This window comes from Sneathiella sp. (assembly GCF_047631475.1).
Lineage (GTDB): Bacteria > Pseudomonadota > Alphaproteobacteria > Sneathiellales > Sneathiellaceae > Sneathiella.
The window spans coordinates 1-15,250 of sequence record NZ_JBLHZT010000025.1; the positions used below are offsets into that span (position 1 = coordinate 1).

Sequence of the window (15,250 nt, forward strand, 5' to 3'; positions counted from 1 at the left end):
TTCGCAAAAACCGTATCCCCACCGAAAGGCGGGATATCAATGCCATGCAGGATTGTTGCCATGGGTGGTGTTTTTAAAAAGGACCAGTCGGAATGCCATTGACCCCCAAAATTAATTGTATTGGTTTCGTGGGCTTCCTTTAAGACGGTGATCACTTCCGGATGTTCGTCCATCGTTTTCACAAATGGCTCTTTTCCGAATGGGCCGAATTTGGACGCGAACGCCTTGTAAGCGGGAATATCCATTTTCTGGTCCCGGAAGAAAACAACAAGATGCTCTAGAAATGCCTGTCTTATCTCTGCGACGTTTTGATCGGTCAAATTACACAGATCAACACCCGAAATTTCTGCGCCAATCGTGCCTGAAATGGGCTCAACAGTTATTGTTTTATAGTCAGACATTGTTCCCTCCTGCGTCTCTTTTTTGTTTTTATTATACCGATTATACGCTCGTTTTCATGGTTCTTTCAAATCAGATAGACAGAGCCACAAAGCTACAGTTCTGACAGACGTGCCTTTTCAAGACGAGCCGTATCGCGACTGGCCTGCATCTCACGATGAGAGATATAGCTGGTTGCCGCAATGATCAGGCCGCCGCCTGCAAAGACAAACGGATCCAAAGCTTCGTTGAAAACAAGAATGCCAAGGAGTGCGGCCCATACGAGTTGCAAAAATCCCAAAGGTTGAGTAACCGTAATCGGTGCTGCCTGAAAGGCCTTCGTCAGCGTGACATGGCCGATCGTTGCGAAAACGGCAGTCAGGGATAACCAACTGATTTCTTCAACTGTCGGGGTCCGCCATTGATAAATGGCACCCGGCAACAGGGTAATGGTGCAGCCGATGGAGAGCATACCGACAATAAAAGATGGATTTTGCGTGTCTGTAAGCCGTTTGGCGATTAAAAACGAAGATGCGAAAAGCGGGGTTGCGCAAAGTTGAGCCAATTGCCCGAGATTTATCTCCTGAAACCCTGGCCGAAGAATGATAAGAGCGCCGACAAAGCCGCATCCAACGCCCATAATCCGGCGTATTCGAAGTTTCTCGCCAAGGAAAATAGCGGCGCCGAGAGTAACAAAAATGGGCGCGACATATCCAATAGCTGTCACTTCGGCAATAGGAATGCGCGCCATGGCATAAAACCAGAGAATAACGCCAATTCCGTGCACAAATCCGCGTATGCCGTAGAGTTTCAGAATTCCGGGTTCAAATGACTTTGGCCGGTTTTTGAAGAAAAGCGGTGCAATGAGAAGACAGCCAAGAAAATAGCGGATGAAGGCTGCTTCCATTGCGGGCATATCTGAGCCCAAATGCCGGACAATGCCGGTCATTGCGACAAAGAGGAAGCTGGTTAATATCATCCAGCATACACCCTGAATTGTACGGTTTTCCCGTATTATTGTTATAACGGACACTGACGTTCCTTTTGGTATATTGGACCCCATGATCCTCTAACCAGACAGCAGTGTCAAATTCTAGAATTCGTTACGGGTACCAAACGGAAAATTGACGTTCGCAAAATCCGGGGATTTGCCGAAGGGAAACCGTCTCACCATCCGCAAGCCTTACGCGGCCATCGAAGGTGCCAAACAGTTGTGTGAAATCGACTGGAGTGGGACCGTCGGGTTGAAAAGCGGCATACTGACCATCTGGCCGGAAGGTAAGGTCAACCCCCAGATTGGCTGTTGTGATGGTCCATTCCTTCGTCAAATCATCGAGGTCATAGGCGAATGAGGCCAATCCCAATGGTTGTCTTTTCCCGTCGCACCAGATCACATTTTCCGAATGACCAGTTTCGTTGACGCCGTTGGACAGGTTCAGTCCCAGAGCCTTTCCGTGGTCGTCCTGCCCTGTAAAACACGCCCAGTTCCAAAATGTATCCTGCCTCAGATGGCCACCGGTAAAGTCATGATGGGCATAGGCGTTCTGGTGTCGAAGGTCATGTTCTTCACCATCCAGGGTTAATGTCCCACGGGCCTTTAACCCCGCCACTTTCTGGCAATAACTCCACCCGTTTGGGCCAACCGGCGTACACAGGCGCAAGGTGTCAAAAGGCGGTTTCTGTTCCTGAAATGAAAGGGTTAAAACGTCCAGACCATCGAGCTTAACAACAAGGGTCTTCTCCCGGTTGTCCTGCAACGAGATGAACTGCACATCCATACCTTTTCCCATGATGTGAGAAATACCATCATCGGGCGATAAATTTATGTCGGCGATATCCCCGCTTCGGGTACGGCAACCTCGTTTCAGGACGGTTTTTTTATGTCTGTCAAAAACGTAGAAAAATACGGTTGGTTGCTTGTTTGCGTAGGATAAAGAACAGCCAGAGATAAATCGGTCAGATGTAAATCCCATGAAATTAAAGTGAACAAACCGGCGAAGTCTCTCGTCTGTGGAAAGTAGTTCACGCGCGGGGGAGCGCAGAGAAAAGTCTTCGTAATTCAGGCGACCAACAGAGTTTTCAAAGTAACCAAACGGAACGGATCCATCTGGTAAAACAAACGCCTGCCTATTTTTCATTGTCATTTTTATAGCTTTTTATGGGTTGGCATCAAGGATTGCAAGGCCGACCTTTGAAAGGCGGCTATTATGCGCAGAACCTGCAATTGCGCTGAATTTTAGCACATCTCTTAACAGGAGGCTGATATAATCAGAAGGATCGGCCGGGCTCGTCTCATACAGGTCCTTGATCGCGGTCATGCAGGTTTTGCTTTGCTGCCGAAAACCGAGATACAATGACAGAAGGGTATCCAGAGCATCCGGTTGCTCTTCGGCCTGTTTTGCCAGATGGGCTGCGACTATTTTCAAGGACTGTAACTGTGTCTCGATCGCGCCGATCTGACTGGCTGTAGAAAGAGGGGCGTTTCGCGCGAAATGATATAGAAGATGGCTTAAGATTCCCAGTAGGCTGGCCGCGCCAAGGGCATCTTCAACCGCGCGCATTTTTAAGGATGTTCTTTCAAAAGCAGTTCCTTCTTCACCGATCATATTTTCTTCATCGATCGAACAGTTTTGCAATCGTACCCCACCATGTGGGCAGGGGTGAAGAAAGTCCAGTTCAACGCCGGTGGTTTTTTGCAGCCCTTCTGCTTTTGATGGAATTAAAAAAGTACTGAAGGCCCGCCGCCCTTTTTCCTCGCTGGTAATGGCCAGAACAAGATATGCTGTTGCTAATGGTCCATTGGTCAGAAAGGCTTTTTCGCCGTTCAAAAGAAAACGGTCCTCATTTCGGATGGCAGTTGTACTGAGTTTTTTTGGATGAGCTCCTGCGCCGGGTTCAGAAATGGCCATACTCAGTATTTCTGTCCCTGTAGCAATAGCAGGCAAATATTTTTCCTTGAGCTGCTCCGATGTGCCATATAACAAATGCAGGCGGGCAAGGGTCCAGTGCGAACAAAGTGTCAGGTTGACGCCTGGTACACCACCAAATCGGTTCAAAAGATATCCAGCCTGCGCGATGGTCTGAAAACCTGCGCCTTCCCCGCCGTAATCTGCGGGGATACTTAGACCGGCAAGTCCATAGTCGATAAAAGAGCGCCACAGAGTTTCCGGGAAGATGGGGCTGCGAATGAGCGTTTCGCGTTGCGGGAAAATAACGGTTTTTGCAAAGTCTTCCACTTTTTCGAGAAGGTCCGCTTCTTTGAGGGCGGTTTTTTTCATGATTTGCTTCCTGAACGGTTGTCTTTCATCATAGTTAGTTGAAAGACGCTAGACCAGTTTTACGCATAAAATCCAATGGTTTTTTGGTTGAGTATGTTATGTGCATATAGAAATTGTTGAACGACAGACAGGAAGACCATGCCCCTTTTGCCCCTCGTTTATGCTCCCAATCCGATCTTCAGGAAAAAGGCCGCTAAGGTCGAAAAGGTTGATGAGGAAATTCGGCGCCTTGTGGCCGGCATGTTTGACACACTCTACCGCGAGCAGGGCGCGGGTCTTGGTGCGAACATGGTGGGTGTTTTGAAACAGATCATTGTCATGGATGTGAAAAAAGACGGTAAACCAAATCCAATCGCAATGATCAATCCGACGATTTTGAAACGCTCATCGACTATGCAAACATTTGAGGAAGCATCATTGAGTTTTCCGGGGATTTCAGCGGAAGTCACACGCCCTGCGGAAATTTCCGTAGAATATCTTGATCCACAAGGGGGGCAGCAGCTTCTGGACGCTGACGGGTTTCTTGCCGCGGTCATTCAACATGAGATGGATTATTTGGAAGGGCGCACATTTCTCGATCATTTGTCACGTGTGAAAAAAGATCGATTATTACGGCGCTATAAGAAATTACGGCGATAACCGTGTGATCGACCCTCAAAAAAACCGATGCCTTTTTTAGCACCGGTTTTTTTTAATGATTTGCACGTCGGTTAGTCTTCAACGGGTTCCAGTTTATCTTGAGTGCGGTTCTCAAAATCACTGGCATCATGGCGTTCTCTCAACTGTTTTTCGAGAGGGCCAGAAGTCCTGTTGACCATCCGTCCGCGTTTAACAGCAGGACGCTCGCCAATTTCTTTTGCCCACCGGTTCATATTCTTATAACTTGCAGCGTCCAGGAATTCAGCGGCTTCATATACCGCGTTATTTACCAGAGCGCCGTACCAGGGCCAGATGGCAATGTCGGCAATGGTATATTCATCACCGCAAATGAACTCGTTATTGGCCAACTGTTTATCGAGCACATCCAGCTGACGTTTTACCTCCATCGCAAATCGGTTAATGCAATATTCGATTTTTTCAGGAGCATAGGCATAAAAATGGCCGAAACCGCCGCCAAGGTAGGGGGCGCTTCCCATTTGCCAGAACAACCAAGAAAGCAATTCCGGGCGCTTGGCTGGGTCCGTTGGCAAAAAGGCATTAAATTTTTCCGCCAGATGCAAAAGGATGGCACCAGATTCAAACACGCGGACGGGGGACCCAGAACTATGATCCATCAGGGCCGGAATTTTAGAGTTCGGGTTGGCCGCAACAAAACCGCTCCCAAACTGATCGCCTTCCATGATGTTTACAAGCCAGGCATCGTATTCAGCGCCGGTATGGCCCGCGGCTAACAGCTCTTCCAGCAGAACTGTAACCTTTACACCGTTCGGTGTGGCCAGCGAGTAAAGTTGCAGGGGATGCTTGCCAACCGGTAGATCCTTTTCATGTGTCGAGCCAGAAATCGGGCGGTTAATACTGGCGAAACGACCGCCGCTTTCGGCTTCCCATTTCCAGACTTTAGGGGGTGTATAGGCTGTTTCGTCACTCATTTACGGCTCCATTATTTGATTTTAATTGATGCAGCGCCCCACATGGACCGATATTCTGACGAAAATCGGCGAAGAAACAACTGCCATCTTTGGTCTATCTGATATTTGTCACAAGTTTTGTCGTTTTTTGAAACGTATTTTTGGTTTCCGGGCACATGGAATAAACGGGCTGTGCTAGGGTGCATCTCAGCAAAGTCATGTGAAGAATGCGCAACGCATCATGGCGTTACCACCGGCCCGCGAGGAAGAGAGCGTAATGATAGAAAATGAGATAATTATTGAAACATCTGAGGGTCAACTGGATGCCTTTATCTGCTATCCGGAAGAAGGTGGACCGTTTCCTGCGATTGTCCTGTATATGGATGCGCCTGGTATCCGAGAAGAGTTGCGTGATATGGCTCGGCGCATTGGAACAGCCGGATATTATGTGATTTTGCCGAACCTTTATTATCGATGGGGACGCGAAGGGGCATATGGCTTTGAATTAAGCCAGATCCGCATAAAGGATGAAGAGCGTGAGAAAATGTTCGGCCTGATGAACGCTGCAACAACGGAAAAAATTGTCGACGATACGAGAGCGATCCTTACCTTTTTGGACAGTGATCCGAACGCCAATTCCGACGCGATTGGATGTGTGGGATACTGTATGAGTGGTAAATATGTCGTGCAGGTTGGGGCAACCTATCCAGATCGGTTCAAGGCCATCGCTTCATATTATGGTGTGGGCATTCAAACGGAAGACAAGCAGTCACCGCATCTGAGTGCTCATCTGATCAAGGGCGAACTTTATCTGGCCTTTGCCGAAGAAGACGAGTATGTGCCGCCAAGCCTGCTGAAATCCATCCCCGAAGAGATGGATAAATCTGGCGTAAACTATCGCATGGAAATCTATCCCGGCACAGGTCATGGTTTTGCTTTTCCGGAAAGGGCAGCCTATGTGAAGCCTGCAGCAGAGCGCCATTGGGAACGAATGCTGGCTTTATTCGACCGGAACCTGAAATGCTGATTTACATGTCGGCGTGCAAGGCGGACCCGCTCCGCCCCGCGTGCCGCTCACTCAAAGATCTTTGTGAATGTAAGAGCGGTTCCAGGTTGGACTGATAATGAGAGTGTTGACGCATGCTCGGGCAGGCAGTGTTGCCACGAATAGGATTGTGTCACCCAAATCTTCATCCTGCAGCATACGGTCCCGGTCTTCTTGGGATGGTGGTATTGGTCGTGCGTCCAGAATTTCTGTAGCCACTTCCCCCGGACATAGCGCACAGGCCCGTATACCGTTGATACCTTCTTCGATATTCAGGCTTTCATTCATCGCGACCATGCCATGTTTCGCAGCGGTATAGGCCGGACCGGTCAACCGGGAAGGGTGGACCCCCGCCCAAGAGGAAACATTGATGATCAGTCCTTCCTTTTGTTGCCGCATTGTCGGTAAAACGGCGGCGCAGCAATAAAACGCACCGTTTAAATCCGCATTGACGACACGGTTCCAACCCTCCGCATTCACTTGCTCCCAGCTTCGCTCCTTAACATTCAGGCCGGCACTGTTGACGAGTAGATCCAGGCGGCCAAACCTTTTGATGATATCTTTTGCGACTTCCTCAACGCTTTTTTGATCGGTCACATCCAAGGGTGCTATTTCCGCTGAGCCGCCATCGTCCCGAATTGACTGCGCTATTTTTTCAAGCGGTGCTGTTCGCCGTCCAGACAAAATGACGTGCATTCCTTCGCGGGCCAATTTTTTTGCCCCTGCCGCGCCAATGCCAGACCCCGCGCCTGTAACCCAACCGATCTGTCCATTTAAACGCGTCATTTGTTTTTCCTTTTCTTATGAGTTTTAATGATGGCGGTTTGTGTTTTAAAGCTTAGTCTCTTTTAGCTGCCGTGCAAGGTCCACGAAATCGGTTGCTTCAATGTCATAGGCTGCCTTGACTGCATCCTCTGCGTCATGGCCCCCAAATTCCAGCGGTCTGTCTACATAGGCAGTTTTCATCCCGGCCTTTTTCGCGGCGTTTAAATCATGCGCATGACAGGCAACCATCATTACATTTTCCGGGGCCATTTGAAGAAGATCAATCGCATCTTTATAGATTGTCGGATCGGGTTTAACTTTTTTGAAGAAGTCGGCTGAAATAATCCCATCCCAAGGAAGATTGTTTCGTTTCGATATGTCCAATAGACAGCGATAATCCCCGTTTGAAAAAGGCATGATGAGAAAATCTTCCTTGAGCTGATGAAGGCCCGCAACCACATCCTCCCATGCCTCCAATCGGTTCCACGAGAGATTGAAGTGCTCTATTTCCCCCGGTGAAAGACCCTGTATGTCGTATTCCTGAAGGAGTTCCAATAGCTTTCGTTTATTGATTTCTGCGGTGGCCAGCAAGTCCATTTCGCCCGCAACAATTTTTTTCAGGCTGGCCAAATAGCCATCCCGGCGCCATTTCAGAACAAAGGCATCCCAGGGAATGTTGAGCTGCCGGGTTTGAGGCAGGCTTTGTGCTTCTTTCAGAATTGAGCCATACCAGTCGGTCACTGTCCCAAAAACATCGAAGCAAAGAGCTTGTGTCGGTTTTGTCATTCTTCTTCCGATCGTTGAAGCATAGTGCGTTGCGCCTGATGTTATCATTTTGCACAGGAGTGGTCGTGTTCACAACGGCGGACCTTTGAAAAGTTTTCAGGGGATAAGATGTTTGATTGCGCTGGAGACGAAAAGTGCACAAAAACAATCGTCAGTTAGTAGCGTAATTGTACAAATATGCTATTAAGAGACAGAGTGTTCATCGGTTTAAATAAAGGTGCTTTTCTGAAATGCGGTTTCTTCCTTAGCATGTCGACACGGCAACGAATAAAAAAACTGTTTCCAGAGCTGAAAGCCTATGCCAATGCATTGGTGAGTGGATCCCATATTGCGGAGGATCTTGTTCAGGAGGCGATTGCCCGCGCCCTGCAAGCGAAGAAAATACCCAACGATTTACAGGGCTTGCGCCCTTGGTTATTCCGCATCGTGCGAAATGTGCATATAGACTCGCTAAGGCGAGAAAAAATCCAACGTGACTACTCCTTGGAACAGGAAAAATTGCTAAATGACGGTGCGGGCTTTTATCCAGTAGTTCTGGAAGAAATTCTTGTCCGGGAGGCGTTGACTCAACTCAACGCGGTCGAACGGGAAATATTGTATCTTATTGATGTTCTTGAGTTTAAATATTCTGAAGCGGCGATTGTTTTAAGCGTTCCTGAAGGAACCATTATGAGTCGCATTAGTCGGGCGCGTCGGGCGTTGTTGACGAAAGTCGAGCAATCCAACGTAACGCCCTTTAGAAGTAAAGTTTAGAAAAATGACTGTTAGTGATCTTGATTGGGAAAAATTAAATAGCTTTCTGGACGGTGAGTTGCCAGACGAAGAGGCTGCCCAATTTGAACAGCGTTTGTCTTCAAACGCGGAACTTCAGAAAGAGTATCAACGTCTGATCTCTTTAAAGGCGTCGTTGCGTGGTCTTAAACCAGTGCGAGAAAGCCTGGATGCTGAAACGCAGGAAACTCCGCGAACGAAAAAAAGGATGATCGGGGCCTTGCTCGCCGCAACATTATTGGCAGGCTTTATCGGTATCGGTGCTGTGTTTTGGACGGGTTTAAGTCCGAACGGAACACTAACAGCTTTAGATCTTCACCGCAGTCTATCTTCGAGCACCTATATCATTGACGAGAATATTCGCAAATCTGCAGTTTCAACGGCGCGTATAGGACTGCTGCAAATTCCAGATCTTTCGTTGTCATCTCTGACACTTGTCGATGTTGTCACTCAGCCACTATCGGGTCGTGACGCGTTTGCCATGCATTACCGGGGGCAAAATGGTTGCCAACTCACCGTCATTGGTATGGCGCTGGACGAAAATGAGCCTGCAGTGGAATTTTATAAGTCAGCGGGTTTGCTGAAGCGTACTTGGTCGTATAAGGGGTACAAGTTTTCAGTATTGGCGAACGGTATGGATGAAAACAGGTTCCGGGCAATTGCAGCCTATGTCTTTGAGGAGACTAAAGGGACGGTGGATCAACTTGAGGCACTGCAAATTGCAATGTCGGAAAGTTATAAAAACGCCCGTCCCTGCGCTTAATCCGGTGCCTACTTCGGAAAGTTTGGTCTGTCCAGATTGTAGTTTTCAGTTAGATATTTGATGATCAACGACCGGTCAGGTTCGTCTATCGGCTCCATTTCCTGTTCGTCGACCATCCATTCCAAAAGCTCCTCCCAACCAGTTTCTGTCAATCCTTGTTGCGCGACGATCCTTTCTGAATGACAGGCCGTACAGTAATTGAACGTTTCTTCGGCACCGGGCTTGTTTATCAGAAGACCATATTCGTCAGCAGAGACGGATTCCGGTTCAGCACTTTTCGAGCCAGTGTTGATGGCAACGGGCGAGTCTGATTGCGTGGCTAAAAAGGCGATGAGGTTGAGACGGTCTTTTTCTTTTTTCAAGCCCGCAAATGTCATCTTTGTTTTTTTAACTTCGGATTTGGGCTTTTTCAAAAACGCGTTCAATCGCTCGGCGCTCCAGACCCCACCGTAATTTTTCATGCTTTTACTATATTTGGTATAGCCTTCACTGCTGGCGACATCCTTATTAAGAATACCCCACAGATTAGGGCCGATTTTGGCCTTTCCCCCTTTTTCGACTGTGTGGCAGGCCGCGCATTTTTTAAAGACCTTTTCACCTTTTTTGGTGTCTGCAGCGGCGATCTTGTCGAGCAGGGTCTCATTAGCAAAGGCGGGGTAGGTACATAACAAAACGCCCCCGAACAGGGCGGTAAACATTACTTTCATTCTTACTCTCCGAAAGTGTCAGGTCTGAGCGGTGCGGGCACCGCTCAGGAATAAGGATCAGGAATATCGAACTGCAACACGATGAACGCTGTTGTTCAGATACCCTTTTGGGTTCCAGCTGATCGCCTGCGGTTGGCCTTCTCCAGCATCATCAATGGCCCGAGCCCAGATCTCATAATATCCTTTTAGGGGGAGAGAAACCTTGGTACGCCAATTTTGCCAGGCACCTGAATTGACAGGTTTGTCGAGCTCTGCTGTCTGCCAGGTTGCGCCAAAATCAATCGATACTTCAACCGTGGATATTTCGCGGTCTCCAGACCAGGCATGGCCGCGAACATCAACACTTCCAGCCTCTAGTGTTGCGCCCGTTGCAGGCGCGGTGACCAACGCTTTGACAGGCATTCTTTCAATAATAACAAAGTCTTTCTTATCGACTTTCTCACCAGCGGAAACAGGCCTGTTTGGAACACGATAAGCTGTTCCAGTCATTTTTGGACCATCATGGACGATATCACGCAGATAAATCCGTTTTAGCCATTTTTGAGAACACGATCCCGGCCATCCCGGCACAACAAGGCGAAGCGGGGCGCCGTTCATCGGATGAAGGGCCTCTCCGTTTTGTTCAAACGCGATGAGAATATTTTCTGTCAGTGCTTTCTCAATTGGCATTCCGCGTGAGATTGGCAGCTTACCTTCCTTACCGGACAGGTGGCTGTCTGCACCAACATGAGCCGTGTAAATTGCATTGCTTCTCACACCAGCGGCTTCAAGAACATCCTTTAGTCGCACGCCTGTCCAATTGGAACATGCAACCGCACCATAAGTCCATTGATTGCCTTTTGCGGGTGGGTTGAAGAAGGCCCGGCCATTGCCGCCGCATTCAATGGTAAGGGCCATTGTGACCACTTCAAATTTCGATTTAAGATCTGCAATTGACAGTTCCATCGGGTTATCAACAAGCCCATCAATCGTCAGGGTCCAACTGTCTGGATCCGTGCTTTCGGGCGGGATACCGTTATTCCGGATAAAATGCCGTTTTGTCGGCGTAATGGCATCATCTAAAAGGTGAGGGGGTGTTTCTGCATTTACAGGACGGTCGTTCAAGAGGGTCAGCCCCTCTTTACCTTCCAACACATTTGCGTCATCGGCCATGGCAACCGGGATCAGGCCAGAAGGGAAATTTCTGTGAAAAGGAATAGAGGCACCGAGCATTGCGCCCATGGTTGCCAGCCCAGCACCTTTTAGAAAACCGCGCCGATCTTTATGTGGGCGGCGGCCGAAGATTTCAAGGTCGGCCTTTTCTGGATTTTCTTCATATGCTTCAAGTATGGATTGTTTGGTAATTTTCTTGCTGGTATGATCGTTCATTCCGCTCCCCATCCGTTTATTGAAGTAGGTTTAATTACCTACCTTGTTTTAACTAACGGATGAGGGCTGTGTTTTATTCCATTATTTCTTTGTGTTTTTTAAATCTCTATACGGGTAATGGTTTCGCAGGCGTTTTGTATAAGGCAAAGAGGATCTGAATTATTCCAGCACTCAGGCCCATCGAAATACCAATGGTCAGGGCCAAGTCATAGGATCCAAATCTGGAAAATAGCCAGCCGCCGCCAAAAGCGCCCAAGAAACTCCCAAACTGATGGCTGAAAAAGGCTAAGCCCTGGATCATCGCTTGCCAGCGTAATCCAAACATTTCAATAACCGAGCCGGCAACGAGGGGAGACACGCCTAACCACAGAAAACCCATCAAGGCTGCAAATAGAATAGTACTTTCTGGCGAAGGAGGAAGAATGAAATACCACGCAAGAACAAGCGAACGCGCGCAATAGATAATTCCCAGCAAGACCTGTTTGGACCATTTCCCTCCAGCCCAGCCAAAAAACAGACTGCCAACAATGTTAAACCCTCCAATGATCCCGATTGCAGAAGCACCAAGCATGGGATCCATGCCACAAATTTGCAGATATGACGGCAAGTGGGTGGTTAAAAAAACCAATTGCATTCCGCACACAAAATAAGCGATCGCCATGACAACAAAGGATGAATTCTGAAAAGCCGTTTTGACGGCAGCGCCCGCCGATAGCCGGTCCGAATTATTTGCAGAAAGGACAAGTGGCGCAGATCTGTCAACTTTACCGGCGATCCAGGCCGCCGGAATAATCAGGGCGGCGAGGACAGTTAGCCCGAAGAGGGCGAAACGCCAGTCAAATGCGGTCTCCAGAAATTGGGCATAAGGGGCGGTAATCATTGCACCGATCGAGCCTGCCGCAGAAACAACGCCCAAAGCCGTACTTCGAATGGAAAGGGGGACCAAACGGGAAGTGACGGACAATGTCATTGCAAAAGAGGCGCAGGCCATGCCAACGCCGACACAAATACCGGCTCCTAGGATGACCCCAAATACGCCCTCAGCGGTTGCCAGTATCAGCATGCCAGAGGCATAGGAAAGGGCACCAAAGACCATGACGGGGCGGAACCCCCATTTGTCGGCTGCAATGCCAGCAACAGGTTGACAAAATCCCCAAACGAGATTTTGCAGGGCGATCGCCGCGGTAAAATCAGTGACTGTGACGGCTATGTCTTGTGTGATGGCGGGCATGAACAATCCAAGACTTTGCCTTAGTCCAAAACTGATTGTCAGCATGACTGACGCCGCGATGAGAATAGGCAAAACGGGCCGAAGGGAGGTGAGGGTGGACATTGAACTGATCCTATTTTTTGATCAAGTATAGTCCTTGGAATTTGTCTTGGCAAATAAGGCGCGCGCGGAAGTCGGGTTTATGTGATACACGCTGCAGAAGATCTAAATCGTTTAATGTTCTCTCGGTGCATCAGTCCTCTTGAAAATAGCCCCGGGTTTTGTTTGCAACGGCAACGAGCGATAACATGACGGGCACTTCAACAAGAACACCAACAACAGTTGCCAGAGCCGCCCCCGAGTTTAAACCAAAAAGACTTATGGCGACGGCCACAGCAAGCTCAAAAAAATTGGAGGTTCCTATTAATGCGGCTGGTGCAGCGGTGGAAAACGGAACACGCCATAGATAAGCCCAGATATAGGCCAGTAGGAAAATACCATAGCTTTGAATGAGAAGCGGAACCGCGATCAGCGCAATAACAATGGGCTTGGCTAAAATGGTTTCGGCCTGAAAGCCGAAAAGAAGGACGACTGTTGCCAAAAGTCCAATAATAGAAAAAGGCTTCAAGGACTGGGTGAAGCGGGAAACACGATCGGTATCACCACCGCTCGACAGGGCTTTTCGGGTAAGGTATCCCGCGGCCAAGGGGGTGGCCACATACAAAATAACCGACAGGACCAAAGTCTCCCATGGAACGACAACATCGGTGACCCCCAAAAGCAGGGCCGCAATGGGTGCGAACGCGAAAATCATGATCACGTCATTGATGGAAACTTGTACCAGCGTATAGTTTGCATCCCCCTTGACCAGTTGGCTCCAGACAAAAACCATGGCCGTACAGGGGGCAACCCCCAAAAGGATCATACCCGCTATATACTCTTTTGCCGTTTCCGGCATGACGAGGCCAGCAAAGACATACTCAAAAAAAAGGATGCCGAGGGCGGCCATCGTAAAGGGCTTGATCAGCCAGTTAATGACAAGGGTAATGCACAGCCCCTTGGGTTTCTTACCCACATCTTTCAACGAGCTGAAATTCACATTGACCATCATGGGGAAAATCATGATCCAGATAAAGATCGCAACGACAAAATTTACATTGGCATATTCAAGCTTTGCCACCCATTGAAATGTCAAGGGTGAAAAACTTCCCAAAAGAACGCCACCGCCAATGCAGAGGGCAACCCACACAGATAGATATCTTTCAAACAGTCCCATTGTCGAATTACTCTTTAAAATCAATATATTGAATTTCCAGAAGATACTGAAAATACTTCGTAACCTGCGCTTTACCTGTTCCCAGACTTTTAGCGGTACTTGGTGCGCGGTGAAAGGGGAAAGGCTAAAGTGGAGAAGTCCCGGCCAGTGGTCGTGCCGACCGGGTAATGACAGAAAGAAGCTCTCTTGTACTCTTTTGAAAGGCTCCTCGTCGTTCATTTTTTGCCAGTAGACATTTGATTGATCGGCTATCCCTCGTTTGTAGAAGCAAGGGTTCCTGCTGCGTGTATTTCTCCGTCAGGCAGGTCGCCAGACATTACCTGTTTATAGGCGTGCCAGGTGGCGTGGCCAATAAGTGGAAGTGTCACCATAAGTCCAATTCCTGCCGTGACCAGTCCAATGCCGGTAAAGATGACAATGATTGCAGCCCACAGCAGCATGGCATTGCGATTTTGGGCAACGGCATAGGCGCTGGTGATGATCGACGGTAATAGCATTGATTTTCGGTCCATCATCATTGGCATGGAAAAAGCGCCAACGAAAAAGATACCGGTAGCAAAAACGGCACCAACGAGGGAAATTGAAATCCCGAAATAGATGCCTTCCATGCTGAAGCTGCGCATCAGAATAATGTCCCATTCCGGCATGATGCCCGGAAAATTCAGGGCGAAAACAGTGAAAGAAAGACGGATCCACACTTGAAAAATGAAGGTAAGGGCAACACCAAAGCCAAAAATACCCAGTTTATTGTAGCGCGCTGCGGTTATCGCATCCCAAAGCGAGGCCTTACTGCCAGAGGCTTGCCGTCGACTGATTTCATAGAAGCCAATACCCACAGCAGGGCCAACAAGCAGAAATCCGCTTAACGCAGGCAAAATCAAATATGGCCAGCCCATAAAGTAGAAACCAAACGAGATCGCGATACCCAGAATGATAAAAAGGCCCGCATAGGGAACACTTGTCGCCATGTTGGACTTCAGGTCTGCCCAGCCCGCGGCCAGCCACGACCAAACATCCTCTGTTCCGACCTTTTCGACCAAGGCCATTTCTTTAATCAGAAAAAGCGGTCTTTGTGGATTCTGTGTCGTTGATCCGCTAATTGGTGCGTCCTTTAGAGGGGGCGTTTTGTTTGTCTGCGTCATGTCTCTCTCCGCGCACAGGCATGCGTTTTGTTAAAGCTTAAGAGCAATCCCGGTCATAGTAAAGTCTCTTGAAATACATGGGTGGAGAAGATTTTTGGACGGTCTATTGGTCCATTAAATGATGCGGTATCAATATAGTGCAGAACGGAAAGGGCTGGGCATCAAGGATAGTGAAACGAAGTTACTTTGTCTG

The 15,250-nt window shown here is 48.6% G+C and carries 16 protein-coding genes; 4 read left to right on the forward strand and 12 right to left on the reverse strand.

Annotated elements, in window-relative coordinates; translation table 11 throughout:
* The 4 genes from ACJAYR_RS11265 to ACJAYR_RS11280 form a co-directional block, all read right to left on the reverse strand.
* On the reverse strand, nucleotides 1–401 hold a 401-nt coding region (locus ACJAYR_RS11265), incomplete at its 3' end, for a TauD/TfdA dioxygenase family protein (RefSeq protein WP_415236697.1).
* Between the two features lie 92 nt (nucleotides 402–493).
* Entirely contained in the window at nucleotides 494–1,357 is an 864-nt protein-coding gene (locus tag ACJAYR_RS11270) for a DMT family transporter (protein WP_415236698.1), read from the reverse strand.
* 124 nt (nucleotides 1,358–1,481) lie between these two features.
* Nucleotides 1,482–2,522 carry a DUF2804 domain-containing protein gene (locus ACJAYR_RS11275; protein WP_415236699.1) on the reverse strand — a complete coding sequence of 347 codons (1,041 nt, stop codon included), beginning with the start codon at nucleotides 2,520–2,522 and terminating at the stop codon, nucleotides 1,482–1,484.
* A 12-nt stretch (nucleotides 2,523–2,534) separates the two neighbouring features.
* Nucleotides 2,535–3,656, reverse strand: coding sequence for an acyl-CoA dehydrogenase family protein (locus ACJAYR_RS11280; RefSeq protein WP_415236700.1), 1,122 nt, complete (start codon nucleotides 3,654–3,656; stop codon nucleotides 2,535–2,537).
* 138 nt (nucleotides 3,657–3,794) lie between these two features.
* On the opposite strand from ACJAYR_RS11280, the gene def reads away from it, so the two are divergent.
* A complete protein-coding gene (def, locus tag ACJAYR_RS11285) occupies nucleotides 3,795–4,295 on the forward strand; it encodes a peptide deformylase (protein WP_415236701.1) in 501 nt (166 codons plus the stop codon).
* 71 nt (nucleotides 4,296–4,366) lie between these two features.
* On the opposite strand, the gene yghU is transcribed toward def, so the two are convergent.
* Nucleotides 4,367–5,245, reverse strand: coding sequence for a glutathione-dependent disulfide-bond oxidoreductase (gene yghU / locus ACJAYR_RS11290; RefSeq protein WP_415236702.1), 879 nt, complete (start codon nucleotides 5,243–5,245; stop codon nucleotides 4,367–4,369).
* A gap of 199 nt (nucleotides 5,246–5,444) precedes the next feature.
* Between yghU and ACJAYR_RS11295 the strand changes: the two genes are divergently transcribed.
* Nucleotides 5,445–6,251, forward strand: coding sequence for a dienelactone hydrolase family protein (locus ACJAYR_RS11295; RefSeq protein ID WP_415236703.1), 807 nt, complete (start codon nucleotides 5,445–5,447; stop codon nucleotides 6,249–6,251).
* 51 nt (nucleotides 6,252–6,302) lie between these two features.
* Here the strand turns inward: ACJAYR_RS11295 and ACJAYR_RS11300 are convergent, their stop codons facing one another.
* Together ACJAYR_RS11300 and ACJAYR_RS11305 are read right to left on the reverse strand one after the other, a co-directional pair.
* Nucleotides 6,303–7,055: an SDR family oxidoreductase gene (locus tag ACJAYR_RS11300; RefSeq protein WP_415236704.1), complete on the reverse strand. Its 753-nt coding sequence runs from the start codon at nucleotides 7,053–7,055 to the stop codon at nucleotides 6,303–6,305.
* 45 nt (nucleotides 7,056–7,100) lie between these two features.
* A complete protein-coding gene (locus ACJAYR_RS11305) occupies nucleotides 7,101–7,820 on the reverse strand; it encodes an HAD-IA family hydrolase (protein ID WP_415236705.1) in 720 nt (239 codons plus the stop codon).
* Nucleotides 7,821–8,015: 195 nt separating this feature from the next.
* On the opposite strand from ACJAYR_RS11305, the gene ACJAYR_RS11310 reads away from it, so the two are divergent.
* Together ACJAYR_RS11310 and ACJAYR_RS11315 are read left to right on the forward strand one after the other, a co-directional pair.
* On the forward strand, nucleotides 8,016–8,573 hold the full coding sequence (locus ACJAYR_RS11310; RefSeq protein ID WP_415236706.1) for an RNA polymerase sigma factor: 558 nt from the start codon (nucleotides 8,016–8,018) through the stop codon (nucleotides 8,571–8,573).
* A gap of 4 nt (nucleotides 8,574–8,577) precedes the next feature.
* The gene (locus ACJAYR_RS11315; RefSeq protein WP_415236707.1) at nucleotides 8,578–9,354 is read left to right on the forward strand and encodes an anti-sigma factor family protein; all 777 of its coding nucleotides are present in this window, start codon (nucleotides 8,578–8,580) and stop codon (nucleotides 9,352–9,354) included.
* Nucleotides 9,355–9,362: 8 nt separating this feature from the next.
* On the opposite strand, the gene ACJAYR_RS11320 is transcribed toward ACJAYR_RS11315, so the two are convergent.
* The 5 genes from ACJAYR_RS11320 to ACJAYR_RS11340 all read right to left on the reverse strand — a co-directional run bounded on the left by ACJAYR_RS11320 (nucleotide 9,363) and on the right by ACJAYR_RS11340 (nucleotide 15,057).
* On the reverse strand, nucleotides 9,363–10,061 hold the full coding sequence (locus ACJAYR_RS11320; RefSeq protein WP_415236708.1) for a c-type cytochrome: 699 nt from the start codon (nucleotides 10,059–10,061) through the stop codon (nucleotides 9,363–9,365).
* 57 nt (nucleotides 10,062–10,118) lie between these two features.
* On the reverse strand, nucleotides 10,119–11,429 hold the full coding sequence (locus ACJAYR_RS11325; RefSeq protein ID WP_415236709.1) for a sulfite oxidase: 1,311 nt from the start codon (nucleotides 11,427–11,429) through the stop codon (nucleotides 10,119–10,121).
* 106 nt (nucleotides 11,430–11,535) lie between these two features.
* Nucleotides 11,536–12,762, reverse strand: coding sequence for an MFS transporter (locus ACJAYR_RS11330; RefSeq protein WP_415236710.1), 1,227 nt, complete (start codon nucleotides 12,760–12,762; stop codon nucleotides 11,536–11,538).
* Between the two features lie 130 nt (nucleotides 12,763–12,892).
* Nucleotides 12,893–13,915: an ACR3 family arsenite efflux transporter gene (gene arsB / locus ACJAYR_RS11335; RefSeq protein ID WP_415236711.1), complete on the reverse strand. Its 1,023-nt coding sequence runs from the start codon at nucleotides 13,913–13,915 to the stop codon at nucleotides 12,893–12,895.
* 248 nt (nucleotides 13,916–14,163) lie between these two features.
* Nucleotides 14,164–15,057 carry a DUF2189 domain-containing protein gene (locus ACJAYR_RS11340; RefSeq protein WP_415236712.1) on the reverse strand — a complete coding sequence of 298 codons (894 nt, stop codon included), beginning with the start codon at nucleotides 15,055–15,057 and terminating at the stop codon, nucleotides 14,164–14,166.
* Nucleotides 15,058–15,250 lie beyond the last annotated feature (193 nt).